Here is a 23,461-nt window from a genome sequence, read left to right on the forward strand (position 1 = left end):
CCGGCGTAGACTATTGCCACTGTTTAAGGAGTGGAATATGCAGCAAACTACCCAACCTATCGATCGTCAGACTTTGCTTATCGAAGCCAACAAACTGATCCGTGAACATGAAGATACTCTGGCGGGTATCGAAGCCACCGGCGTTGAGCAACGTAACGGTGTGCTCGTATTCAGCGGTGAGTATTTCCTTGATGAACAAGGGCTACCTACCCCTAAGAGCACAGCGGTATTTAACATGTTTAAATACCTGGCCCATGCGCTCTCTGAGAAATATCACCTGGTCGATTAACGCGAAACGCGAGGCAAATGCCTCGCGTTTTTGTTTACAGCAGCGGTTTTTGTCCGCGTTGTAGCCATCGCAACAGCAAGCGGTCTGCGCTCTCCGCCGCGCTATTCGTAAAGCGGTCGAGCAGTTTCTTACGCTGAGTATAGCGTACACCCACCAGCTCACGGCCCTCCATCAGGCTCAGAAGCAGATCGTCACTGGTGCCGACTTCGTCCACCAAACCTTTTTCGTGCGCCTGTATGCCGTACCAGTGCTCACCGGTTGCCACCTGCTCGATATCCAGTGTAGGGCGCATCCGTTTGACGAAATCTTTGAACAGAAGATGCGTTTCGTTGAGGTCTTCGCGGAACTTTTGTCGCCCCTCTTCCGTGTTCTCACCCAGCAACGTCAGGGTACGCTTATATTGCCCGGCGGTGTGCAGTTCAATGTCGATCTCTTTGTTTTTCAGAAAACGATTGAAGTTAGGGATTTGCGCGACCACGCCAATAGAGCCGAGAATCGCAAAGGGTGCGGCGACAATTTTATCGGCAACACACGCCATCATATAGCCACCGCTCGCCGCGACTTTATCCACCGCCACCGTCAGTGGAATCTGTTTTTCCCGCAGACGTTGAAGCTGCGAGGATGCAAGACCGTAGCCATGCACGACGCCACCCGGACTTTCCAGGCGTAAAACCACCTGATCCTGAGGTTTTGCCACCGCCAGCACCGCCGTCACCTCTTCGCGAAGAGACGTGACTTCATGGGCATCCATGCTGCCTTTAAAATCCAGCACATAGACCCGTGGTTTAATGGTTTCCTGATGGCCCTGTTTTGCCTTCGCTTTTGCCGCTTTGGCTTCCTGCTTAAGCTTTTTCTTTTGCGCCTTATGCCATAGCTTCTGCTGATGCCCATCCAGCAACGCCACCGACATGTCCTCCTGCATATCCTTATACTGCTCACTTAAGCGAGTAATGCGCAGTTCACCGCGCTGACGCTTACGCTGCGTCAGATTCACAATCAGTACCGCAACTACCGCTATAGCGATCACCACCGTCGCAATCTTGGCCAAAAACAGACCATATTCAGAAAGTAATTCCACGTGTTCCACCTTGATTTAACCACGAATCTTTCACGACCAGTGTACAACAGCCTGTGCCAGGCGTCTCGATTACGACAATACAGATGCGAGGCGCTTTCAGGAATTTCGTCTTGCGACTGAAATCGTTGCAAATTGTTAATTTGGAAGCGTTCTCTCCTGTAGACTGATTGAAATCACCCGCCGTTTCGGGCATAAAGCCAAAAAGCGAAAGAAAAGCAGGCGTCACAGGAGTATTCGTGCACTATCAACCGCAAAAAGATCTACTGCAAAACCGCATTATCCTGGTGACCGGCGCCAGCGACGGCATTGGTCGCGAAGCCGCGCTCACCTATTCCCGCTACGGCGCACAGCTCGTGCTGCTTGGTCGTAATGAAGAGAAGCTGCGCCACGTAGCGCAAGAGATTGCCGATATCAGCGGGGAAATGCCGCGTTGGTATACCCTCGATTTACTGACCTGTACGCCGGATTCCTGTGCGGAACTGGCACAGCGAATCGCAGCACACTACCCGCGGCTGGACGGCGTATTGCACAATGCCGGTTTGCTGGGTGAAGTTCGCCCAATGGATGAGCAAAATCCTGAGATCTGGCAGCAGGTGATGCAGGTCAACGTCAACGGTACGTTCTTCCTCACCCAGGCGCTGCTTCCTTTATTACTCAAATCAGAATCCGGCTCGCTGGTGTTTACCTCTTCGAGCGTTGGCCGTCAGGGACGCGCCAACTGGGGCGCTTACGCCGCGTCGAAGTTTGCCACAGAGGGCATGATGCAGGTGTTGGCCGAGGAGTATCAGACCCGCCATCTGCGCGTCAACTGTATTAATCCGGGCGGTACCCGCACCGGTATGCGTGCCAGCGCGTTCCCAACGGAAGATCCGCAAAAGCTCAAAACGCCAGCAGAAATTATGCCGCTTTACCTGTGGTTAATGGGCGATGACAGCCGCCGTAAAACCGGTTTGACCTTTGACGCCCAGCCGGGCCGTAAGCCAGGGATTTCGCAATGAGTGAAGAACGCCATCAGCAACGCCAGCAGAAACTCAAAGAACAGGTCGATGCCAGGGTAGCCGCCGCGCAGGAAGAGCGCGGCATCGTTATCGTCTTTACCGGCAACGGGAAAGGCAAAACCACAGCGGCCTTTGGTACTGCCACCCGCGCCGTCGGCCACGGGCAAAAAGTGGGCGTGATTCAGTTCATCAAAGGCGAATGGCCAAACGGTGAACGTAATCTACTGGAACCGCATGGTGTGGAGTTTCAGGTCATGGCGACCGGTTTTACCTGGGATACGCAAAACCGTGAAAGCGATACAGCGGCCTGCCTCGCGGTGTGGGAACATGCCAAACGGATGCTGGCCGATCCGGCGCTGAATATGGTCCTGCTGGATGAAATCACTTATATGGTGGCGTACGACTATCTGCCGCTGGAAGAGGTATTGGGCGCACTGAAAAATCGCCCTGCGCATCAGACGGTCATTGTAACCGGACGCGGATGCCATCGTGATATTCTGGAGTTTGCCGATACGGTCAGCGAATTACGCCCGGTCAAACATGCGTTTGATGCCGGAGTTAAAGCGCAAATCGGAATTGACTACTAGATAAGAAAAAACCCGGCTAAGCCGGGTTTGATTTTTAGCCGTTGTTATTACGGCTGCCAGATCGGCGCGCGGTGCCAACCTGGGTGTGACGCTTCACCGCACGGCGAATCTGGTTCGCTTTCACGCGGCGACGGTCTTTTTCAACCGCCACTTTGGTGGTGGTTTCTGGCTGCAGTTCCACCAGCTCACGCAGATAGTTGGTCTGGGTTAAATCCAGCTCGGTGTAACCCCCGCGTGGAATACCTTTCGGCAGCAGGATATCACCGTAGCGCACGCGAATCAGACGACTCACCTGCACGCCCACCGCTTCCCACAGACGACGAACCTCACGGTTACGGCCTTCGGTCAGGGTGACGTTATACCACTGGTTGATCCCTTCACCGCCGGTGAATTTAATGGTTTTAAACGCCGCAGGCCCGTCTTCAAGCTGAACGCCGCGCGACAGGTCACGCAGTTTGTTTTCATCAACCTGACCGAACACGCGCACCGCGTATTCACGTTCCACTTCACGGCTTGGGTGCATCAGGCGGTTTGCCAACTCGCCATCGGTGGTGAACAGCAGCAGACCGCAGGTGTTCACATCCAGACGCCCTACTGCAATCCAGCGCGCACCGCGCAGTTTTGGCAGACGGTCAAATACCGTCGGGCGGCCTTCTGGATCGTTACGCGTACACAGTTCGCCTTCCGGCTTGTAATAAGCCAGTACGCGACAAATTTGTTCAGCAGACTCTTTAACAGAGATCACGTGACCGTCGAGACGGATTTTCATTCCCGCAACGACTTCTACGCGGTCACCCAGCTTGGCAATTTTGCCGTCTACGCTGACGCGACCCGCTTCAATAATGGTTTCGATTTCACGGCGTGAACCGTGGCCAGCACGCGCCAGCACTTTCTGTAACTTTTCGCTCATTGAGCATCCTTCAGGTGTCGCCTTCACAGGCGTCGAATTAGGGTCAAAAAAGCGGTTTTCCGCTGTTTTGATGGCCGCGTAGTATATCCGCTTAAACCATTACAAGAAAGGTTTAACGTCACCCACACCTTCACGAATCACTTCTGGTGCATCTTCCGTAAGATCGACAACCGTGGTCGGTTGCTGACCGAGATAACCGCCGTGAATAATCAGGTCGACCTGCTTCTCCAGACGATCTTTAATCTCCTCCGGGTCGGACTCGGTAAAATCGCTGCCCGGCAGCATCAGAGACGTCGACAGCATCGGCTCGCCGAGCGTTTCAAGCAGCATCTGTGCAATCGGGTTCGACGGTACGCGCATCCCGATGGTTTTACGTTTTTCCTGCAACAATCGGCGCGGGACTTCCTTAGTGCCTTTCAGAATAAAAGTATAGTTGCCCGGCGTGTTGTTTTTGATTAAGCGAAACGCGACGTTATCCACGTAAGCGTAGGTCGAGATTTCAGAGAGATCGCGACACATCAGGGTAAAGTTATGCCCGTCTGGCAAATGGCGGATGCGACAGATGCGTTCCATCGCCCCTTTATCTTCGATTTTACAGCCCAGCGCGTAGCCGGAATCGGTAGGATAAACAATCACACCGCCCTTGCGAACGATCTCAACCGCCTGGTTAATCAACCGCGCCTGCGGGTTGTCCGGGTGAATATAGAAAAACTGACTCATGCTTCCCTCTCTTCAATGTGTTGCTGCGGCTGCTCCCAAAGCCCCCAGACCGGTTCGACACCTGCGGGTAACCAGAGCTTGCGCCCCAGTTCAATCCATGCACAAGGCTGGTGAAAATCAGAGCCTTGCGACGCAAACAAACCGTACTGGCGCGCATACGTCGCCAGCTGACTGCGCTCATTGGGTGCCTGCTGACACTGGGATACTTCCATCGCTTCGCCACCGTGCTCCGCGAAGTGTGCCAGCAGTCTTTTCAGCCACTTAGCCGAAAGGTTATACCGACCTGGATGGGCCAGCACCGCCTTGCCGCCAGAATGATGAATGACATCAATAGCTTGTTTTATTGTACACCACTGTGGCGGAACGTATCCGGTTTTACCGCGCGCGAGGTATTTTTTGAACACATCGGCAAAGTTATTGGCCTTCCCGGCCTCCACCAGAAAACGCGCGAAGTGACCGCGCGTAACAGCACCGCCATTGGCTAAACGGCGCGCCCCTTCCAGCGCGCCGGGGATCTGCGATTTTTCAAGCCGCTCGCCAATCAGTTCCGCACGCTGGTTGCGGCGTTCTTTCTGTTCTTCCAGGAACGCACACAGCGCCGGATTCTCGATATCAATATTCAGACCGACGATATGGATTTCGTGATTTTCCCAGACGGTGGAAATTTCTACGCCGGAGACCAGGTTTAACGGCAGACTGCTGCGGGCAATCTCGGCCCGTGCCGCCGGAATGGCATCCGTGGTGTCGTGATCGGTTATCGCCAGCGTGCCCACGCGCATTTCCACCGCACGGTGAACCAGTGCTTCGGGCGTTAACAGGCCATCGGAGGCCTGAGTGTGGCTGTGTAAATCATAAATCACGGCGTATTTTGTTTCGCTCAAAGCGGTTTCCATCACAGGTTTATCGTATTCAGGAAGACTATGATAACGGCTTGCGCGTAAATTCTGAAATCAGGGGTTGACTTTACGTCATCGAACTAGTTAACTAGTACGCAAGTTCACTCAAGAAGGTATCTGAAAATGAAAGCACATTTCTCTCTGCACGGCTGGTGGCGCACTTCCTGATTATCGGGCAGTGTCACTTGTGTGCAAAATGCAAACAGATACCAGGCCCGCGACGATGCGGGCTTTTTTATGAACAGAATATGAGAACAACAATATGCAAACAGCCAAAACACACCTTGAGTTGCTGACCTGCGAAGCGGTGTATCGCCATAACCCTACAGCTCTGTTCCACCAGGTTTGCGGCGCACGTCCGGCCACCCTGCTGCTGGAATCTGCTGATATCGACAGCAAAGACGATCTCAAAAGCCTGCTGCTGGTTGATAGCGCGCTGCGCATTACGGCATTAGGTGACACTGTCACCATTAAAGCCTTATCAGAAAACGGTGCCGCCCTGCTGCCGCTGCTTGATGCCGCCCTGCCAGCGGGCATCGAAAACGAACACCGCCCGGAAACGCGTATTCTGCATTTCCCACCGGTGAGCCAACTGCTGGATGAAGATGCGCGCCTGTGTTCTCTGTCTGTATTCGACGCCTTCCGCCTGCTGCAAAACCTGGTGGACGTCCCTGAGGACGAACGCGAAGCGATGTTCTTCGGCGGGCTGTTTGCCTATGACCTGGTCGCCGGATTTGAAGATTTGCCTGAAACCGAACAGGGCAACCGCTGCCCGGACTACTGTTTCTACCTGGCCGAAACGCTGATGGTAATTGACCATCAGAAAAAATATACCCGCATTCAGGCCAGCCTGTTCACCCCTTCAGCGTCTGAAAAACAGCGTCTGGCGCAGCGTATTGAGCAGCTCCAGCAGCAGATGACCGAAGAGCCAACCACGCTGCCGGTCCAGCGTATCGATCATATGCAGTGCGAAACAAACCAAACCGATGATCAGTACGGCGCGGTAGTGCGTCAGATGCAAAAAGCGATTCGTGCCGGTGAGATTTTCCAGGTGGTGCCGTCCCGTCGCTTCTCGCTCCCGTGCCCGTCTCCGCTGGCCGCGTATGACGTGCTGAAGAAGAGCAATCCAAGCCCGTACATGTTCTTCATGCAGGACAACGATTTCACGCTGTTCGGTGCCTCGCCGGAAAGTTCGCTGAAATACGACGCGCCGAGCCGCCAGATTGAAATTTACCCAATTGCAGGAACTCGCCCGCGTGGTCGTCGCGCCGACGGGTCTTTAGATCGCGATCTCGACAGCCGTATTGAGCTGGAGATGCGTACCGACCACAAAGAGTTGTCTGAGCACCTGATGCTGGTCGACCTGGCGCGTAACGATCTGGCGCGCATCTGTACGCCAGGCACACGCTACGTGGCGGACCTGACCAAAGTCGACCGTTACTCCTTCGTGATGCACCTGGTTTCCCGCGTGGTTGGTGAACTGCGTCACGACCTCGACGCCCTTCACGCCTATCGCGCCTGTATGAATATGGGCACCCTGAGCGGTGCACCGAAAGTCCGCGCCATGCAGCTGATTGCTGGTGCCGAAGGCCGCCGTCGCGGCAGCTACGGCGGCGCGGTTGGGTACTTCACCGCACACGGCGACCTGGACACCTGCATCGTCATCCGCTCCGCCTACGTGGAAGATGGCATTGCCACCGTCCAGGCGGGCGCAGGCATTGTCCTCGATTCTGTTCCGCAGTCCGAAGCTGATGAAACTCGCAGTAAAGCACGCGCGGTATTGCGCGCCATTGCTACCGCACACCACGCACAGGAGATTTTCTGATGGCTGACATTCTGCTGCTCGATAATATCGACTCCTTTACTTACAACCTGGCAGACCAGCTGCGTGCCAACGGGCACAACGTGGTGATTTACCGCAATCATGTTCCGGCCCAGACCCTGATCGAGCGTCTGGAAACCATGCAAAGCCCGGTGCTGATGCTCTCCCCGGGCCCTGGCGCACCGAGTGAAGCGGGCTGTATGCCTGAGCTGCTGACCCGCATGCGCGGCAAACTGCCGATTATCGGCATCTGCCTGGGGCATCAGGCGATTGTGGAAGCTTACGGCGGTTACGTCGGCCAGGCGGGTGAAATCCTGCATGGCAAAGCATCCAGCATTGAACACGACGGTCAGGCAATGTTTGCCGGGCTGCCAAATCCGCTGCCAGTGGCGCGTTATCACTCTCTGGTCGGAAGCAACATTCCGGCAGGTTTGACTATCAACGCCTCTTTTGAGGGGATGGTGATGGCCGTGCGTCACGACGCGGATCGCGTCTGCGGCCTGCAGTTCCACCCGGAATCGATTCTGACCTCCAACGGCGCACGCCTGCTGGAACAGACGCTAAACTGGGCGCTACAGAAACTGGAGCAGACCAACACCCTGCAGCCGATTCTGGAAAAACTGTATCAGGCGCAAACCATGACTCAGCAGGAAAGCCATCAGCTCTTCTCTGCGGTCGTGCGCGGCGAGCTGAAGCCAGAACAACTGGCTGCCGCACTGGTTAGCATGAAAGTGCGCGGCGAACAGCCGCAGGAAATTGCCGGTGCGGCCACCGCTCTGCTGGAAAACGCCGCCCCGTTCCCGCGTCCTGATTACACCTTCGCTGATATCGTCGGCACCGGCGGCGACGGCAGCAACAGCATTAATATCTCTACCGCCAGCGCCTTTGTCGCCGCTGCCTGCGGGATGAAAGTGGCGAAACACGGTAACCGCAGCGTCTCCAGCCGTTCCGGCTCGTCTGATTTGCTGGCCGCGTTCGGGATTAATCTCGAGATGAACGCCGAACGTTCCCGAGAAGCACTGGACGATCTGGGCGTCTGTTTCCTGTTCGCACCGAAATACCACACCGGTTTCCGCCACGCGATGCCGGTTCGCCAGCAGTTGAAAACCCGCACCCTGTTTAACGTGCTGGGTCCATTGATCAACCCGGCGCATCCGCCGCTGGCCCTGATTGGTGTCTACAGCCCGGAACTGGTGCTGCCGATTGCCGAAACCCTGCGCGTACTGGGTTATCAACGTGCAGCCGTGGTTCATAGCGGCGGCATGGACGAAGTGTCTCTCCACGCGCCGACGCTGGTTGCCGAGCTGCGCGACGGGGAAATCCAGAGCTATCAGTTGGAGGCCACCGACTTTGGCCTGACGCCGTATCGCCAGGAACAGCTGGCAGGCGGCACCCCGGAAGAAAACCGTGACATTCTGACACGCTTGCTACAAGGTAAAGGTGAAGCCGCCCACGAGGCCGCCGTCGCCGCCAATGTCGCGATGTTGATGCGTTTGCACGGCGAAGAAGATTTACAGGCAAACGCACAAAAAGTTCTGGACGTATTGCGCTCCGGCGCAGCTTACGACCGCGTTACCGCACTTGCGGCAAGAGGATAAAAGATGCAGACCGTTTTAGCGAAAATCGTCGCCGATAAGGCCATCTGGGTAGAAGCGCGTAAAGAGCAGCAGCCGCTGGCCAGTTTCCAGAATGATGTGGTTGTGAGCCAACGCCGTTTTTATGATGCCCTGCAGGGTGCGCGTACCGCGTTTATCCTGGAGTGCAAAAAGGCCTCGCCGTCGAAAGGCGTGATCCGCGACGATTTCGATCCCGCGCGCATTGCCGGGGTTTACAAACACCATGCGTCGGCCATTTCAGTGCTGACGGATGAGAAATATTTCCAGGGCAGTTTTGATTTTCTGCCGATTGTCAGCCAGATTGCGCCGCAGCCGATTCTGTGCAAAGACTTCATTATTGATGCGTACCAAATCTGGCTGGCGCGTTTTTATCAGGCCGATGCCTGCCTGCTGATGCTCTCCGTGTTGGATGACGAACAGTATCGCCAGCTGGCCGCCGTCGCGCACAGCCTGAACATGGGTGTGTTGACGGAAGTGAGCAACGAAGAAGAGCTGGAACGCGCGATTGCGCTGAAAGCGAAAGTCGTCGGCATCAACAACCGCGACCTGCGCGATCTGTCCATCGACCTGAACCGCACGCGCCAGCTGGCTCCGCGCCTCGGTGCAGGCGTGACGGTCATCAGCGAATCTGGCATTAACACCTACGCTCAGGTTCGTGAACTGAGCCATTTCGCCAACGGCTTTTTGATTGGTTCGGCGCTGATGTCTCACGACGATCTGAACGCTGCCATACGCCGCGTGCTGCTGGGCGAAAACAAAGTCTGCGGGCTGACGCGCCCTCAGGATGCCGCCGCCGCCCTCGAAGCGGGTGCAGTTTACGGCGGGCTGATTTTTGTCGAGTCCTCCCCGCGCTTCGTGACCGAAGCGCAAGCGCGTGACGTCATCGCTGCCGCGCCGCTGAGCTACGTGGGCGTGTTCCGCGATGCACCGATTGCAGACGTTGTAGCCAAAGCTGAAAACTTATCTCTGACTGCCGTGCAGCTACACGGACAGGAAGATCAAACGTACATCAACGCACTTCGCCAGACGCTGGCTCCGCAGGTGCAAATCTGGAAAGCGCAGAGCGTGGGCGAAACCCTGCCGGCCCGCGATCTCCAGCACGTCGATAAATATGTGCTGGATAACGGCCAGGGCGGAACCGGCGAGCGATTCGACTGGTCCCTGCTGAACGGTCAGACGCTGGACAACGTCCTGCTGGCGGGTGGATTAAGCCCCGATAACTGCGTAGAAGCCGCGAAAGCAGGCTGCGCGGGCCTCGATTTCAATTCTGGCGTGGAGTCTCAGCCGGGTATCAAAGATGCCAGTAAGCTGGCCTCGGTATTCAAGACGCTGCGTGCCTATTAAGGAAGAGCAAATGACAACTTTATTAAATCCCTATTTTGGTGAGTTTGGTGGCATGTACGTGCCGCAAATCCTGATGCCAGCCCTGCGCCAGCTCGAAGAAGCCTTTGTCAGCGCGCAGAAAGATCCGGCGTTTCAGGCGGAATTTACCGACCTGCTGAAAAACTATGCAGGCCGCCCGACGGCGCTGACTAAATGTCGCAATCTGACGGAAGGCACTAACGCCACGCTGTACCTCAAGCGTGAAGATCTGCTCCACGGCGGTGCGCACAAAACTAACCAGGTGCTGGGTCAGGCGCTGCTTGCCAAGCGCATGGGTAAAACCGAAATCATCGCCGAAACCGGTGCTGGCCAACACGGTGTGGCGTCTGCCCTCGCCAGCGCCCTGCTCGGCCTGAAATGCCGCATTTACATGGGTGCGAAAGACGTTGAGCGCCAGTCGCCGAACGTGTTCCGTATGCGTCTGATGGGTGCGGAAGTGATCCCGGTACACAGCGGTTCGGCCACGCTGAAAGATGCCTGTAACGAAGCGCTGCGCGACTGGTCTGGCAGCTACGACACTGCGCACTACATGCTCGGTACCGCAGCCGGTCCGCACCCGTTCCCGACGATTGTGCGTGAATTCCAGCGCATGATTGGCGAAGAAACCAAAGTACAGATCCTCGAAAAAGAAGGTCGTCTGCCGGATGCAGTTATTGCCTGTGTTGGCGGTGGCTCGAATGCCATTGGCATGTTTGCTGATTTTATCGACGACGAAAGCGTCGGCCTGATCGGCGTAGAACCTGCGGGTCACGGCATTGAAACTGGCGAACACGGTGCGCCGCTGAAACACGGTCGCGTCGGCATCTACTTCGGGATGAAATCACCGATGATGCAAACTGATGAAGGCCAGATTGAGGAATCTTACTCGATCTCTGCCGGTCTGGACTTCCCGTCCGTGGGGCCACAGCATGCGCATCTGAACAGCATCGGTCGTGCTGATTATGTCTCGATCACCGATGACGAAGCGCTGGAAGCGTTCAAAACCCTGTCGCGCCATGAAGGGATCATCCCGGCGCTGGAGTCTTCCCATGCTCTGGCGCACGCCCTGAAAATGATCAAAGAAAACCCGGAAAAAGAGCAGCTGCTGGTGGTGAACCTGTCCGGTCGCGGTGATAAAGATATCTTCACCGTTCACGATATTCTGAAAGCACGAGGGGAAATCTGATGGAACGCTACGATAACGCATTTGCAGAACTGAAAGCCCGCAAGGAAGGCGCGTTTGTTCCCTTCGTCACGCTGGGCGATCCGGGCCCTGAGCAGTCGCTGAAAATTATCGACACCTTAATTGCCGCAGGCGCTGATGCGCTGGAGCTGGGGATTCCGTTCTCCGATCCGCTGGCGGATGGCCCGACCATTCAGGACGCCACCCTTCGCGCCTTTGCCGCGGGCGTGACACCGACCCAGTGCTTTGAAATGCTGGCCGCAATTCGCCAGAAACACCCGACTATTCCGATTGGCCTGCTGATGTACGCTAACCTGGTATTCAGCAAAGGCATTGATAACTTTTACGCCGAGTGTGCTCGCGTAGGTGTCGATTCGGTGCTGGTCGCTGATGTGCCGGTGGAAGAATCTGCTCCGTTCCGCCAGGCGGCAATGCGCCACAACGTCGCACCCATTTTCATCTGCCCACCGAATGCGGATGACGAACTGCTGCGCCAGATTGCGTCTTACGGTCGCGGGTATACCTACCTGCTGTCGCGCGCTGGCGTGACCGGTGCAGAAAACAAAGCGGCGCTTCCCCTGCATCATCTGGTGGAAAAACTGGCCGAGTACCATGCCGCACCACCGTTGCAAGGCTTCGGCATTTCATCTCCTGAGCAAGTGACTGCCGCGATTGACGCCAACGCCGCAGGCGCAATCTCCGGCTCGGCAATCGTCAAAATCATCGAACGTAACCTGGATAAGCCAGAGCAGATGCTCGCTGAGCTACACGATTTCGTCTCTGCAATGAAAGCAGCAACGCGCCAAGCCTGATTATCCTGACCGTCTGGCGCTACGCCAGACGGTCATTCTCCTTTAATGCTATCCGCATATTTTCGTACCAGCCGAAACAGGTTTCCCACGTCATCCTCCTGCCAGTCTTTGAAAATCTGATTCATCAGCGTCATGCGTGCCTCAGCAATTTTCATGGTTAACGCTTTTCCTTGCGTTGATATCGTCACCTCGGACACGCGCCTGTCTTTCGTACCCGGTTTTTTCTGCGCCAGCCCCTGCGCTTCCAGCCGTTTCACCTGGCGGCTGACGGTAGTGTAATCCCGCCCGAGCCCGTCAGCGAGTTCGACCACGCCTACCGGACCATAGCGGTCGATGGCTACCAGCAGAGGGAAAAGAATTTGATCCAGCGAAACACCCGCTTCGGATAACAGAATGTCATCGCGCTGCGGCTGATTCATCACACCCATGATATCCAGCAGCGCGCCGTGAAAATCCGTCACGTCATATTTATGTGCATATTGCATATATTTTCCTGGCGAGTATAGTGCCTCTATCAGATATGTGCATTTTACACATATTCCATTTCAGGAGAAACAGTATGAAAGCAGCTGTCGTTTTCGATCCAGCCACAGGCCCGGTTTACGCCGATTTCGCCGCCCCCAACGCTGAACAGGGGCAACATCTTGTTCGCGTTACCGCCTCGGCGATAAGCCACGTGGTGAAAAGTCGGGCCTCAGGCAAGCATTACAGTTTTGACGGTACGTTGCCTTTTGTCGCTGGTATCGACGGAACGGGCGTTACCGAAGAGGGTCAACGCGTCTATTTTGCGTTTCCGCCGACGCCGTGGGGGAGCATGGCGGAATTCGCCCCTGTCGACGCGAATCTTTGTCTCCCCCTGCCCGCCGATCTCGATGACGTAACAGCTGCAGCAATGGCTAATCCTGGAATGTCGGCATGGGCAGCACTGATAACGCGAGCGCAGTTACAGCCTGGCGAAACCGTGCTGATCAATGGCGCGACCGGTAGCGCGGGTCAACTCGCCGTGCAAATTGCCCGCTTTCATGGCGCGGGTAAAATCATCGTTACCGGACGCAACCAGCAGGTTTTGTCCAGTTTGGGCGCAGATGAGTGCGTGAATATCACCGACGATGAACAGAATATTGCCCAGCAACTTTCCAGACTGGCCGCAGAGGGTATCGACGTGGTGGTTGATTATCTTTGGGGCCAAAGTGCGCTCGCGATCCTCACCGCGCTGGCAAAACACACTTCCTCCCTTAATCCGGTCAGATATGTGCAGGTTGGTGCATTATCCGGCGCTGAAATCGCTTTGCCGGGTGCCGTACTTCGCTCATCGCCCATTCTGATGATGGGCAGCGGTATAGGCAGCCTTTCCATGACACAACTCATCCACGCGACAGGGGAAATGCTCCAGGCATCCGTCGCTGGCGGCTTTACGATCAAAACCCGTCAGGCCAGGCTGGAAGATGTCGCCGACGCCTGGAAAAACGATGACAGTAAGCAACGTACAGTGTTCGTTATTCGCTAAATACAATCTTTAGGGGTAGGCCAAAATTGATCGCTTCGATGTTTTCGGCGCGATCGACTTTTCAAAAAACATCGCAAGCGTATTATCGCGTCTTCTTTTCGGTCTGATGGCCGCGTTAACACCTTCTGAGTTCAGAGGCTTACACATGTCATGGCAACAATTCAAACAGGCATACCTGATTAAATTTTGGAATCCTGTCCCCGCCGTTATCGCTGCGGGCATCCTCTCTACCTATTATTTCGGCATTACCGGTACCTTCTGGGCGGTCACGGGCGAATTCACCCGCTGGGGCGGACAACTCTTACAGCTGGCGGGCGTGCATGCTGAGGAATGGGGCTATTTCAAACTGATTCATCTGGAAGGCACGCCGCTCACCCGTATTGACGGAATGATGATTATTGGCATGTTCGGAGGCTGTTTTGCCGCCGCGCTGTGGGCCAATAACGTCAAACTGCGTATGCCGCGCAGCCGCATTCGTATTGCACAGGCGGTAATCGGTGGGATCATTGCCGGCTTTGGTGCACGTCTGGCGATGGGGTGCAACCTGGCGGCTTTCTTTACCGGGATTCCTCAGTTTTCCCTGCACGCCTGGTTTTTTGCCGTGGCGACCGCCATTGGTTCGTACTTCGGCGCGCGTTTCACGCTACTGCCGATATTTCGTATTCCGGTCAAAATGACCAAAGTCAGCGCGGCTTCACCGTTGACGCAAAAGCCGGACCAGGCAAAACGTCGCTTCCGTCTGGGGATGCTGGTCTTTTTTGCAATGATCGCCTGGGCGTTGTGTACCGCATTCGATCGGCCAAAACTGGGATTAGCGATGCTGTTTGGCGTTGGTTTTGGCCTGCTGATTGAACGCGCGCAAATCTGCTTCACCTCGGCGTTCCGCGATATGTGGATCACCGGGCGCACCATGATGGCAAAAGCGATTATTGCCGGGATGGCGGTGAGCGCCATCGGTATTTTCAGCTATGTGCAGCTCGGCGTTGAACCCAAAATTATGTGGGCTGGCCCAAATGCGGTGATCGGCGGCTTGCTGTTTGGCTTTGGTATCGTCCTTGCGGGTGGATGTGAAACCGGCTGGATGTACCGCGCAGTAGAAGGCCAGGTGCATTACTGGTGGGTCGGGCTGGGGAACGTCATCGGCTCGACTATCCTCGCCTACTACTGGGACGATGTGTCCCCGGCGCTCGCCACCAGCTGGGATAAGGTTAACCTGCTGAACACTTTCGGTCCGTTAGGTGGATTGCTGGTCACCTATTCTCTGCTGCTGATCGCCTTTTTACTGGTAATCGCGCAGGAAAAACGCTTTTTCCGTCGCACCGCGCGTAACACTGAAATACAGGAGAATGTGGCATGACGCAAATCGTTCCTGATTATCGCCTCGATATGGTAGGCGAACCTTGTCCTTATCCGGCCGTCGCGACGCTTGAAGCCTTGCCCTTACTGAAAAAAGGCGAAATTCTGGAAGTGGTCAGCGATTGCCCTCAGTCGATCAATAACATCCCGCTGGATGCCAAAAACCACGGATACACCGTGCTGGATATTCAACAGGACGGCCCGACCATTCGCTATTTGATTCAGAAATAACTCGCCTATGACAACGTTCCCCGCCGGGAGCGTTGTCCCCTTCACTTTATCGACGAAAAAACAACCAGCACGTTGCGTTAGCTCTCATTTTATTTTCACGCCTGAGAATACTGTATCCTCAGTTTCCATGAGGATAATCTGATGAAAAAGTTACTGATTTGTTGTCTGTTCGGCAATACCGCCCAGTCGCTTGCCAAAAAGATGCAGCATGCTGCCGATGAACGTGGAATTAAACTGCTGGTTAGCGCCGTCGGACTGGATAATTTCGCCAGCGTTGCCCCAGCGTTTGATGCATTTTTAGTCGCGCCGCATATTCAATATAAGCTGGAAGAATTGAGGGCGGAAATTGGCGAAGGAAAACCGATAACCGTTATTGAAAGCTATCCGTTTGCGTCGCTGGACGGTGAAAAGGTGCTGGAGTTTGTGCAGGAGAATATGCCTGAACTGGCTGAATAGTTGGTAAAGAGAAAACTGGCCGCTGATGGCCAGTTTTCTTTTCGCAATTAGAAACGATAACCCGCCGAGAACATAAACACCCACGGGTCCAGTCGCGTATGGACGCTCTGCTGTTCCCCGCCCGCTTTAAAGCGTACGTCGGTGTCGATATCCATATACCAGACGGACATATTCAGCAGCCAGTCGCGGTTGATCAGATAATCCATCCCGACCTGCCCGGCCGCACCCCAGGAATCTTTCAGGCTCAGATCCGAAAGGCCATTCTCTTTGCCGTTATCGTTAAACTTCTCATCGAAGAAGGTGGTGTAGTTCACACCCGCGCCGATATACGGGCGCACCTTGCTGCTGGCGTCACCAAAATACCACTGCGCCATCAGCGTAGGTGGTAACTGATGAACGGTGGCGATATTCCCCGTCGGGCCGGTCCCTACTTTGTGGCGGAACGGCGTTGCCGCGAGAAGTTCAACCCCGATATTTTCCGTTGCCATATACGTGAACGTCAGACCCAGCTGGGTATTGTTGCTGACGTTAAAGCCGCCCAGACTACCCAACACATTGTCAGATCCCTCAGTCGGGCGAACCGTCGCCGAACCTGCACGCACAAAGAATTCACCTGCTTCATGCGCATACGCGCCGCCAGAGATACTGCTTAAGATCAGGGCTGCCACTGCTAACTTTTTCATATCCGCTCCATCGTTGTGGTTTTTATTGGCGCGGTGAATATACCCATTATTGAGTAACAAGTGATCTAACGCAGATCACACTTAGGCTTGTAATTTAACATTCATTGATCCAGATTAATTTTTGCCAATCAAACAAACACGCAGATGACCATTGCAGGTCAATTTCCATAATGACCATTGCTTTACAAAGATATGCTTTTCCATACAAGTCATGGTGCTGCCACGACGGAGTTATCCAGGGTACAATTGCCCGCTTATTAATACCTGCAATACTCAAGGAGAGTGCATGTCTATCACGGCGAAGTCCGTCTACCGTGACACGGGGAATTTTTTCCGCAATCAGTTCATTACCTTTTTACTGATCGCCTTGTTATGTGCGTTTATCACGGTGGTGCTTGGCCATGCGTTTTCGCCGAGTGATGATCAAATTGCGACCCTCAGCCAGGGCGATCACCTCGCCGGAAGCGTCGGGCTGTTTGATCTGGTTCAGAACATGACGCCTGACCAGCAGCAGATTTTGCTCCGCGCCTCTGCAGCATCGACCTTCTCTGGGTTGATCGGCAACGCGATTCTGGCGGGCGGTGTATTGCTGATGGTCCAGCTCATTTCTGCGGGTCATCGCGTGAGCGCCCTGCGCGCCATCGGTGCCAGCGCACCGGTATTACCGAAGTTGTTTATCCTGATCTTTTTGACCACCATGCTGGTGCAGATCGGGGTTATGCTGGTTGTTGTGCCGGGCGTTTTACTGGCAATTGTCCTCTCGTTTTCCCCGGTGATGCTGGTACAGGACAAGATGGGGATATTTACAGCGATGCGCAGCAGTATGAAACTGGCCTGGGCTAATATGCGTCTGGTTGCGCCAGCAGTCATAAGCTGGCTGCTGGCAAAAACACTGTTGCTGCTGTTTGCACCGAATTTTGCTGTGCTGACACCGAATGTCGGTGCCGTGGTCGCCAATACACTCAGTAACCTGATTTCAGCGGTGTTACTGGTCTATTTGTTCCGCCTGTATATGTTGATTCGCCAATAGTTTCCCTGAAAGCAGATGATGGAATCGAAGAATGAAGCAGTTTCTTGATTTTTTACCGTTGGTCGTGTTTTTCGCGTTTTACAAGCTGTACGACATTTATGCCGGGACAGCGGCCTTAATCGTAGCCACTGCCGTCGTACTGATTTACAGCTGGCTACGCTACCGTAAAGTCGAAAAAATGGCGCTGATCACTTTTGTTCTGGTGGCGGTGTTTGGCGGATTAACCCTGTTCTTCCATAACGATGAGTTTATCAAATGGAAAGTGACGGTGATTTATGCTCTGTTCGCGGGTGCGTTGCTGTTCAGTCAGTGGGTGATGAATAAGCCTCTGATTCAGCGCATGCTTGGGAAAGAGATCACCCTTCCGCAGCAGGTGTGGTCGCGACTGAACGTCGCCTGGGCGCTGTTCTTTATTCTGTGCGGGCTGGCGAATATCTACATCGCGTTCTGGCTGCCGCAGAATATTTGGGTCAACTTCAAGGTCTTTGGTCTGACTGCGTTAACCCTGATTTTCACGCTGCTGAGCGGTGTGTACATCTATCGACATATGCCGCAAGACGACAAGCACTAAGATTCCAGGCCAGGCAGGCTTCTGTCTGGCCTTTTCCTTCTATTTCCCACCGGCTGTAAATCATAGTAGCATCCCGCCTGTCGTCTTCCGTAACGAGCTTAAGAAACAATGACAACAACGAATGACGCCCCTCAGGGCGAACTGGTTTTACGCACACTTGCAATGCCCGCCGACACCAATGCGAACGGTGATATTTTCGGCGGCTGGTTAATGGCACAGATGGATATGGGCGGTGCGATCCTCGCTAAAGAGATAGCTCATGGCCGCGTGGTAACGGTCAGAGTCGATGGGATGACGTTTTTACGTCCGGTCGCCGTGGGTGATGTGGTGTGTTGCTACGCCCGCTGCGTGAAACGCGGCAATACGTCGATCTCTATCAATATCGAAGTGTGGGTGAAGAAGGTCTCTTCAGAACCTATCGGCCAGCGCTACAAGGCTACCGAAGCGCTGTTTATCTATGTTGCGGTAGACAGCCATGGTACACCTCGTCCGTTCCCGAAGGTATAAAAAAAGCCTCCATTCGGAGGCTTTCTTGTTTATTCCATCTGTGCCCCGCCGTTCAGGCGGAAAACAATATTAACGATGAGTCCATTGCCAGGTTTGCCTGGCTCATAGCGCCATTTGCGCATCGCCGCTTTAACTTCACGCTCGAACATGTTTGCCGGTTGCGCCGAGAGCACCTCGACATTATCCACCCGGCCATCTGCCGTGACGTCAAATTTCACACGTAGACGTCCTTCAATACGCAGCGCCTGCGCACGCGCAGGATATTGCGGCTGATTGCGGCTCATGGCTCGTGGGCCTGACGGCGCGGTTACCACCGGTTTCGCGGTGGTCGGCGAACTGTTCATTACCGGTTTCGCTGGCGCGGTATTTTGTGTCGACTGCACCGCACGCGGCTCAACCGGGCGCTCTTCACGTTTCGGACGCTCTTCAACCTTCTTGACCGGCTTCGGTTTTGGCTTCGGCTTAGGTTTTGGCTCCGGCTTGTGGATCACAACAGGCGCTTCTTTCGGCGGCTCCGGAACAACCTCAGGCTCTGGCTCAGGCTCGACAACCGGCTCTGGTGGAGGTGGAACCACCTGCGGCTCCAGATCTGCCGGTGACACCATGGTCACTGAAATCGGCTGCGCTGGCGCGGGCATTTGAATAACCTGATGAACCGAAGTGTAGAGCAAAGCCGCCACGACAGCACCGTGAATCACAACGGACAGCAGCGTCGGCCAGGGAAAGCGGCGAGGTAAATCCAGGGTCATCGAAGTCATAATCGTTTCAGTTAAAAAACCAGGCCCTGATTTTAAATGCAAATAGCAATCATATTCAATAAGACACTCCATCTTCTCGCGATTTAACTGCACGCGAGGCCAAAAAAGGCGCGTCTTTGTTAAGGTTTTAACAAGGTCGTTATCTTTACATTGCAGTCATCGATGCTTTCACATAACGTTATTGACACTTTTTATGGCTAAGGAGCTCCGCCGTGCTTTACGTGATCTACGCTGAAGATGTTGCCGATTCTCTGGAAAAACGACTTTCCGTGCGCCCAGCTCATCTCGCGCGTCTACAACTATTACATGACGAAGGAAAATTACTAACCGCAGGCCCAATGCCCGCTGTCGATAGCAACGACCCTGGTGCCGCAGGTTTTAGCGGCTCCACGGTCATTGCCGAGTTTGAATCACTGGAAACCGCGCAGTCCTGGGCCGAAGCCGACCCGTACGTCGCGGCAGGTGTTTATGAAAAAGTGACAGTGCGTCCGTTTAAGAAAGTGTTCTGATGTGACAGAAAAGGCTCCCGCAGGAGCCTTTTATCAATGCAGTGACGCCAGCCGCGCTGCAAACCCCACGAATAACAGCCCTATCAAACCATTCCCCAGTTTCGCCAGTTTCTTTTTGGTTTTAAGGTAGCGAGTGACAAACGCACCGGAGAAAATCAGGAAACTCATGTACATGAAACTGATCAGCTCAAGGGTTGTGGCAAGGATGAGAAATGAGGTGCCGGTATTTTTGGCGCTGACGTCGATAAACTGCACGAAGAACGAGACATAGAATAGAATCGCTTTCGGGTTGGTCAGGCTCAGTACCAGCGAGCGCTTCATGATCATGCTGGCAGGTTCAGTTCCACCGGTTTGCGCGCCCGCTTTATGCGTTATCACAGACCAGAGCATTTTTCCACCCAGCCACAGCAGATAGAATGCACCGAGATATCGAACAATATTAAAAAGAACCGGTGTGGTTTGAATCAGCGCAGCCACGCCCGCCCACGCCAGAAACATCAGAACGGCATCGCCGATAAACACGCCTGTGGCGGCAAGATAGCCCTTTTTCACACCGTGGCCGATGCCCGTTTTTAACACAAATAAGGTATTAGGTCCGGGAACCAGTACGATAAAGAAGGCCCCGACAACATAGGTCCAGAAATTAAGTACACCAAACTCCGCAAACACCACCTGCTCCTTTTTAAAAAATAAAATGCCGCCATAACGCGACATTCTCAGGGTTCATCTGCTAACTATTGTACGCCGTTATAACCGTCAAGATAAGACGCAGCAAGTTCATTGCCGAACAATATCGCATCCTTCATTTCCATATCGGAGGACCATTTATCGTTCGCATTACCGCTAAAACTGTGGTTTGTCTTGACGCTCTTTTTCAGCTGATCGCGAATGCTTTGCGCATACTGACTGGCCTCGCTGGCGATTCGCCCCGCTTTTCGGTCAGTTTTTCCCTGCTCGTACAGCTCGCGAAATTGTGGAACATTCAGCCGATAATTCTGCTGTTGGTTGCTGGTAAAATTACCGCCTACAAAAGTAGATTTATGCGACACAAAGTAATAAGCATGTCTTTCTGGCGCTGTTTTGGTGCTGGAGCAACCGCTTAGTAACGCAATGCCCATAACGACAGCCATTATTTTTCCGTTCATCCCTTTTATTCCCTTTTAGATGTTCCACTGCATCATCCATGCTTCGGCATATTCAACCAGTGCAATAAATGATGCCAGTCCCAAACTTTCCCTGAGCGCATCCAGCGCAAAAAGCACAACCAATACCCACAGGAATGGATTCATATTCTACGTTCAACGCGTTGTTTAGGCGGATTATATCTGAACAAGGGGGGCTGGGGGATACTGCGAAATCTGATAGTAAAGAAGAAAACATCAGGCACCTGTAACGGTGCCTTCAGGGTACTCAGAGATCGCGAACAGCAAACACCAGTGCATTTCGGTGATGGCTAAGTCCACATTTTCTGATGGCGTGGATACGCATATTGCGGCGGGATTGAGCCTCAAGCCAACGAGCTTTACGACGACTCATTTGTCGCAACATACGCCAGCGCCCTACTTCGGTTCTGCTGCGTCTCATGTCTACAACTCTTTCCTTAACAGAAACGCCATTATAAACCCCTGACCGTGGTAAACCAGCGCTTTTAGCGGCCCTTTTTATTTGCCAGATCAATTCTGATGCGTACACTCATAACAATACGCTTTCAAAAGGATTTTTAAACTATGACAACCTTCTACACCGTGGTGAGTTGGCTGCTCATTCTGGGATATTGGCTGCTGATCGCAGGTGTGACGCTTCGCATCCTGATGAAACGCCGGGCCGTCCCTTCTGCCATGGCCTGGCTTTTGATCATCTACATCCTGCCGCTGGTGGGGATCATCGCGTATCTTTCTTTTGGCGAGTTACATCTGGGTAAACGCCGGGCCGAACGCGCGCGCGCCATGTGGCCGTCAACGGCGAAATGGCTTAACGATCTGAAATCCTGCAAACATATTTTTGCCCAGGAGAATAGCAGCGTCGCCTCCTCACTGTTCAAGCTTTGTGAACGTCGCCAGGGGATCGGCGGCGTGAAAGGTAATCAGCTGCAACTGCTGACCACTTCCGATGACGTGATGCAGGCGCTGATCCGCGATATCCAGCTCGCCCGTCACAATATCGAGATGGTTTTTTATATCTGGCAGCCTGGTGGAATGGCCGATCAGGTTGCGGAATCTCTGATGGCGGCATCGCGTCGTGGCATTCACTGCCGTCTGATGCTGGACTCTGCCGGTAGTGTGGCGTTCTTCCGCAGCCCGTGGGCAACCATGATGCGCAATGCCGGTATCGAAGTCGTCGAAGCGCTGAAAGTGAATCTGTTCCGCGTATTCTTGCGACGCATGGATTTACGCCAGCATCGCAAGATGATCATGATCGACAACTACATTGCCTATACCGGAAGCATGAATATGGTCGACCCGCGCTTCTTCAAACAGGACTCCGGTGTGGGTCAGTGGGTCGATTTAATGGCGCGAATGGAAGGTCCGGTCGCCACCTCGATGGGGATCGTCTACTCCTGCGACTGGGAAATCGAAACCGGTAAACGCATTCTGCCGCCGCCGCCCGATGCCAATATCATGCCGTTTGAACAAGAGAGTGGGCATACCATTCACACCATCGCGTCCGGGCCGGGTTTCCCGGAGGATTTGATTCATCAGGCGCTGCTGACGGCGGCCTATTCCGCGCGTGAATATCTGATCATGACCACGCCCTACTTTGTCCCTAGCGACGATCTGCTGCACGCGATTTGCACCGCTGCACAGCGCGGCGTAGACGTCAGCATTATCATGCCGCGTAAAAACGATTCGGTGCTGGTCGGCTGGGCCAGCCGCGCCTTCTTTAGCGAGCTACTGGCAGCGGGTGTCAAAATTTACCAGTTCGAAGGCGGGTTGCTGCACACCAAAAGCGTGCTGGTCGATGGCGAGCTCAGCCTGGTCGGCACCGTGAATCTGGATATGCGCAGCCTGTGGCTCAATTTTGAGATCACGCTGGTGATTGACGACGCCGGTTTTGGTGGCGATTTGGCGGCGGTGCAGGACGATTATATCTCTCGCTCTCGCCTGCTGGACGCACACTTATGGATGAAACGCCCTCTGTGGCAGCGGATCACCGAACGACTGTTTTACTTCTTTAGCCCGTTGCTGTAAAACGTGCCCAACGATGTTTTAACAGGTAATCATCATGGAAATGGATCTGAATAATCGCCTGACTGAAGACGAAACGCTTGAGCAGGCCTACGATATTTTTCTTGAACTGGCGATGGATAATCTCGATCCCGCAGATGTGATCCTCTTCAATCTACAGTTTGAAGAACGCGGCGGCGCGGAGCTGTTTGACCCGTCTGAAGACTGGGCTGAGCACGTCGATTTCGACCTCAACCCGGACTTCTTCGCTGAAGTGGTGATTGGTTTGGCGGATACCGACGGCGGTGAGATAAACGATATCTTTGCCCGCGTGTTGCTGTGTCGGGAAAAAGATCACAAGCTGTGCCATATCCTCTGGCGCGAATAATAAAAAAGGCTGCGATTGCAGCCTTTTT

Annotated in this window: 30 protein-coding genes, 1 pseudogene and 1 other annotated feature; of the genes and pseudogenes, 20 read left to right on the top strand and 11 right to left on the bottom strand. The window is 54.2% G+C overall.

Annotation, left to right across the window (positions count from 1 at the left end):
• Positions 1-37: 37 nt before the first annotated feature.
• On the top strand, positions 38-289 hold the full coding sequence (locus tag C3708_RS02215) for a YciN family protein (RefSeq protein WP_095282219.1): 252 nt from the start codon (positions 38-40) through the stop codon (positions 287-289).
• Positions 290-323: 34 nt separating this feature from the next.
• Here C3708_RS02215 and sohB read toward each other — a convergent pair whose 3' ends face one another.
• Positions 324-1,367, bottom strand: a complete 1,044-nt coding sequence (gene sohB, locus C3708_RS02220) for a protease SohB (protein ID WP_095282220.1) — start codon at positions 1,365-1,367, stop codon at positions 324-326.
• Positions 1,368-1,603: 236 nt separating this feature from the next.
• Between sohB and C3708_RS02225 the strand changes: the two genes are divergently transcribed.
• Together C3708_RS02225 and cobO are read left to right on the top strand one after the other, a co-directional pair.
• Positions 1,604-2,365, top strand: coding sequence for a YciK family oxidoreductase (locus tag C3708_RS02225; RefSeq protein WP_095282221.1), 762 nt, complete (start codon positions 1,604-1,606; stop codon positions 2,363-2,365).
• A complete protein-coding gene (gene cobO, locus C3708_RS02230; RefSeq protein WP_095282222.1) occupies positions 2,362-2,952 on the top strand; it encodes a cob(I)yrinic acid a,c-diamide adenosyltransferase in 591 nt (196 codons plus the stop codon). The genes C3708_RS02225 and cobO overlap by 4 nt, the downstream gene beginning before the upstream one ends.
• Before the next feature lie 34 nt (positions 2,953-2,986).
• Here the strand turns inward: cobO and rluB are convergent, their stop codons facing one another.
• The 3 genes from rluB to rnm form a co-directional block, all read right to left on the bottom strand.
• Complete coding sequence (gene rluB, locus C3708_RS02235; RefSeq protein WP_095282223.1) at positions 2,987-3,862, bottom strand: 23S rRNA pseudouridine(2605) synthase RluB; 876 nt, start codon at positions 3,860-3,862, stop codon at positions 2,987-2,989.
• 99 nt (positions 3,863-3,961) lie between these two features.
• Positions 3,962-4,582, bottom strand: coding sequence for an L-threonylcarbamoyladenylate synthase (locus C3708_RS02240; RefSeq protein WP_095282224.1), 621 nt, complete (start codon positions 4,580-4,582; stop codon positions 3,962-3,964).
• Positions 4,579-5,463: an RNase AM gene (gene rnm, locus C3708_RS02245; RefSeq protein WP_103949373.1), complete on the bottom strand. Its 885-nt coding sequence runs from the start codon at positions 5,461-5,463 to the stop codon at positions 4,579-4,581. Before rnm ends, C3708_RS02240 begins: the two co-directional genes overlap by 4 nt.
• Positions 5,464-5,601: 138 nt before the next feature.
• Between rnm and trpL the strand changes: the two genes are divergently transcribed.
• From trpL to trpA, 6 genes are all read left to right on the top strand, one after another.
• Positions 5,602-5,646, top strand: coding sequence for a trp operon leader peptide (trpL, locus tag C3708_RS24010; RefSeq protein WP_107704263.1), 45 nt, complete (start codon positions 5,602-5,604; stop codon positions 5,644-5,646).
• Positions 5,623-5,717: a sequence feature (Trp leader region), on the top strand. It overlaps the preceding gene by 24 nt.
• A gap of 23 nt (positions 5,718-5,740) precedes the next feature.
• Positions 5,741-7,303 (top strand): anthranilate synthase component 1, encoded by a 1,563-nt coding sequence (locus C3708_RS02250; protein WP_103949330.1) that lies wholly within the window; start codon positions 5,741-5,743, stop codon positions 7,301-7,303.
• Positions 7,303-8,898, top strand: coding sequence for a bifunctional anthranilate synthase glutamate amidotransferase component TrpG/anthranilate phosphoribosyltransferase TrpD (gene trpD / locus C3708_RS02255; RefSeq protein WP_103949331.1), 1,596 nt, complete (start codon positions 7,303-7,305; stop codon positions 8,896-8,898). Before C3708_RS02250 ends, trpD begins: the two co-directional genes overlap by 1 nt.
• Positions 8,899-8,901: 3 nt before the next feature.
• Positions 8,902-10,260 (top strand): bifunctional indole-3-glycerol-phosphate synthase TrpC/phosphoribosylanthranilate isomerase TrpF, encoded by a 1,359-nt coding sequence (gene trpCF / locus C3708_RS02260; protein WP_103949332.1) that lies wholly within the window; start codon positions 8,902-8,904, stop codon positions 10,258-10,260.
• Positions 10,261-10,270: 10 nt separating this feature from the next.
• Complete coding sequence (trpB, locus tag C3708_RS02265; RefSeq protein WP_095282228.1) at positions 10,271-11,464, top strand: tryptophan synthase subunit beta; 1,194 nt, start codon at positions 10,271-10,273, stop codon at positions 11,462-11,464.
• Positions 11,464-12,273 carry a tryptophan synthase subunit alpha gene (trpA, locus tag C3708_RS02270; protein ID WP_095282229.1) on the top strand — a complete coding sequence of 270 codons (810 nt, stop codon included), beginning with the start codon at positions 11,464-11,466 and terminating at the stop codon, positions 12,271-12,273. Before trpB ends, trpA begins: the two co-directional genes overlap by 1 nt.
• Positions 12,274-12,305: 32 nt before the next feature.
• On the opposite strand, the gene C3708_RS02275 is transcribed toward trpA, so the two are convergent.
• On the bottom strand, positions 12,306-12,758 hold the full coding sequence (locus tag C3708_RS02275; RefSeq protein WP_095282230.1) for a MarR family winged helix-turn-helix transcriptional regulator: 453 nt from the start codon (positions 12,756-12,758) through the stop codon (positions 12,306-12,308).
• 74 nt (positions 12,759-12,832) lie between these two features.
• Here C3708_RS02275 and C3708_RS02280 point away from each other — a divergent pair, with 74 nt between their 5' ends.
• From C3708_RS02280 to C3708_RS02295, 4 genes are all read left to right on the top strand, one after another.
• Positions 12,833-13,780, top strand: coding sequence for a zinc-binding alcohol dehydrogenase family protein (locus C3708_RS02280; protein WP_103949333.1), 948 nt, complete (start codon positions 12,833-12,835; stop codon positions 13,778-13,780).
• A gap of 145 nt (positions 13,781-13,925) precedes the next feature.
• Positions 13,926-15,137 carry a selenium metabolism membrane protein YedE/FdhT gene (gene yedE / locus C3708_RS02285; RefSeq protein ID WP_103949334.1) on the top strand — a complete coding sequence of 404 codons (1,212 nt, stop codon included), beginning with the start codon at positions 13,926-13,928 and terminating at the stop codon, positions 15,135-15,137.
• Positions 15,134-15,367 (top strand): sulfurtransferase-like selenium metabolism protein YedF, encoded by a 234-nt coding sequence (gene yedF, locus C3708_RS02290; protein WP_095282233.1) that lies wholly within the window; start codon positions 15,134-15,136, stop codon positions 15,365-15,367. Before yedE ends, yedF begins: the two co-directional genes overlap by 4 nt.
• Positions 15,368-15,508: 141 nt before the next feature.
• On the top strand, positions 15,509-15,823 hold the full coding sequence (locus C3708_RS02295) for a PTS sugar transporter subunit IIB (RefSeq protein WP_095282234.1): 315 nt from the start codon (positions 15,509-15,511) through the stop codon (positions 15,821-15,823).
• 47 nt (positions 15,824-15,870) lie between these two features.
• Here C3708_RS02295 and ompW read toward each other — a convergent pair whose 3' ends face one another.
• Positions 15,871-16,506 (bottom strand): outer membrane protein OmpW, encoded by a 636-nt coding sequence (gene ompW / locus C3708_RS02300; protein WP_095282235.1) that lies wholly within the window; start codon positions 16,504-16,506, stop codon positions 15,871-15,873.
• A gap of 174 nt (positions 16,507-16,680) precedes the next feature.
• Here ompW and C3708_RS02305 point away from each other — a divergent pair.
• The 4 genes and pseudogenes from C3708_RS02305 to yciA all read left to right on the top strand — a co-directional run.
• Positions 16,681-16,767: pseudogene (locus C3708_RS02305) on the top strand (YkgJ family cysteine cluster protein); the annotation flags it as partial.
• Positions 16,768-16,792: 25 nt separating this feature from the next.
• A complete protein-coding gene (locus C3708_RS02310; RefSeq protein ID WP_095282236.1) occupies positions 16,793-17,536 on the top strand; it encodes a YciC family protein in 744 nt (247 codons plus the stop codon).
• Between the two features lie 31 nt (positions 17,537-17,567).
• Positions 17,568-18,107, top strand: a complete 540-nt coding sequence (locus tag C3708_RS02315; RefSeq protein ID WP_095282237.1) for a septation protein A — start codon at positions 17,568-17,570, stop codon at positions 18,105-18,107.
• Between the two features lie 108 nt (positions 18,108-18,215).
• Positions 18,216-18,614 carry an acyl-CoA thioester hydrolase YciA gene (yciA, locus tag C3708_RS02320; RefSeq protein WP_103949335.1) on the top strand — a complete coding sequence of 133 codons (399 nt, stop codon included), beginning with the start codon at positions 18,216-18,218 and terminating at the stop codon, positions 18,612-18,614.
• Between the two features lie 29 nt (positions 18,615-18,643).
• Here the strand turns inward: yciA and tonB are convergent, their stop codons facing one another.
• Positions 18,644-19,363, bottom strand: coding sequence for a TonB system transport protein TonB (tonB, locus tag C3708_RS02325; RefSeq protein ID WP_095284298.1), 720 nt, complete (start codon positions 19,361-19,363; stop codon positions 18,644-18,646).
• A 221-nt stretch (positions 19,364-19,584) separates the two neighbouring features.
• On the opposite strand from tonB, the gene C3708_RS02330 reads away from it, so the two are divergent.
• Positions 19,585-19,881: a YciI family protein gene (locus C3708_RS02330; protein WP_095282239.1), complete on the top strand. Its 297-nt coding sequence runs from the start codon at positions 19,585-19,587 to the stop codon at positions 19,879-19,881.
• 33 nt (positions 19,882-19,914) lie between these two features.
• On the opposite strand, the gene leuE is transcribed toward C3708_RS02330, so the two are convergent.
• From leuE to C3708_RS23530, 4 genes are all read right to left on the bottom strand, one after another.
• Positions 19,915-20,550, bottom strand: coding sequence for a leucine efflux protein LeuE (gene leuE, locus C3708_RS02335; RefSeq protein ID WP_095284300.1), 636 nt, complete (start codon positions 20,548-20,550; stop codon positions 19,915-19,917).
• 65 nt (positions 20,551-20,615) lie between these two features.
• The gene (locus C3708_RS02340; protein ID WP_103949336.1) at positions 20,616-21,026 is read right to left on the bottom strand and encodes an Exc2 family lipoprotein; all 411 of its coding nucleotides are present in this window, start codon (positions 21,024-21,026) and stop codon (positions 20,616-20,618) included.
• 15 nt (positions 21,027-21,041) lie between these two features.
• Complete coding sequence (locus C3708_RS23815; RefSeq protein ID WP_208861671.1) at positions 21,042-21,170, bottom strand: KPN_01571 family protein; 129 nt, start codon at positions 21,168-21,170, stop codon at positions 21,042-21,044.
• A 121-nt stretch (positions 21,171-21,291) separates the two neighbouring features.
• Positions 21,292-21,465, bottom strand: coding sequence for a YciY family protein (locus C3708_RS23530; protein WP_095282241.1), 174 nt, complete (start codon positions 21,463-21,465; stop codon positions 21,292-21,294).
• A gap of 143 nt (positions 21,466-21,608) precedes the next feature.
• Between C3708_RS23530 and cls the strand changes: the two genes are divergently transcribed.
• Together cls and C3708_RS02350 are read left to right on the top strand one after the other, a co-directional pair.
• Positions 21,609-23,069: a cardiolipin synthase gene (cls, locus tag C3708_RS02345; protein ID WP_095282242.1), complete on the top strand. Its 1,461-nt coding sequence runs from the start codon at positions 21,609-21,611 to the stop codon at positions 23,067-23,069.
• Between the two features lie 34 nt (positions 23,070-23,103).
• Entirely contained in the window at positions 23,104-23,433 is a 330-nt protein-coding gene (locus C3708_RS02350) for an HI1450 family dsDNA-mimic protein (protein WP_100779945.1), read from the top strand.
• Positions 23,434-23,461: the final 28 nt, after the last annotated feature.

This window comes from Lelliottia sp. 7254-16, assembly GCF_002922995.1.
In the GTDB taxonomy this organism is placed as follows: Bacteria; Pseudomonadota; Gammaproteobacteria; order Enterobacterales; family Enterobacteriaceae; genus Enterobacter; species Enterobacter jeotgali.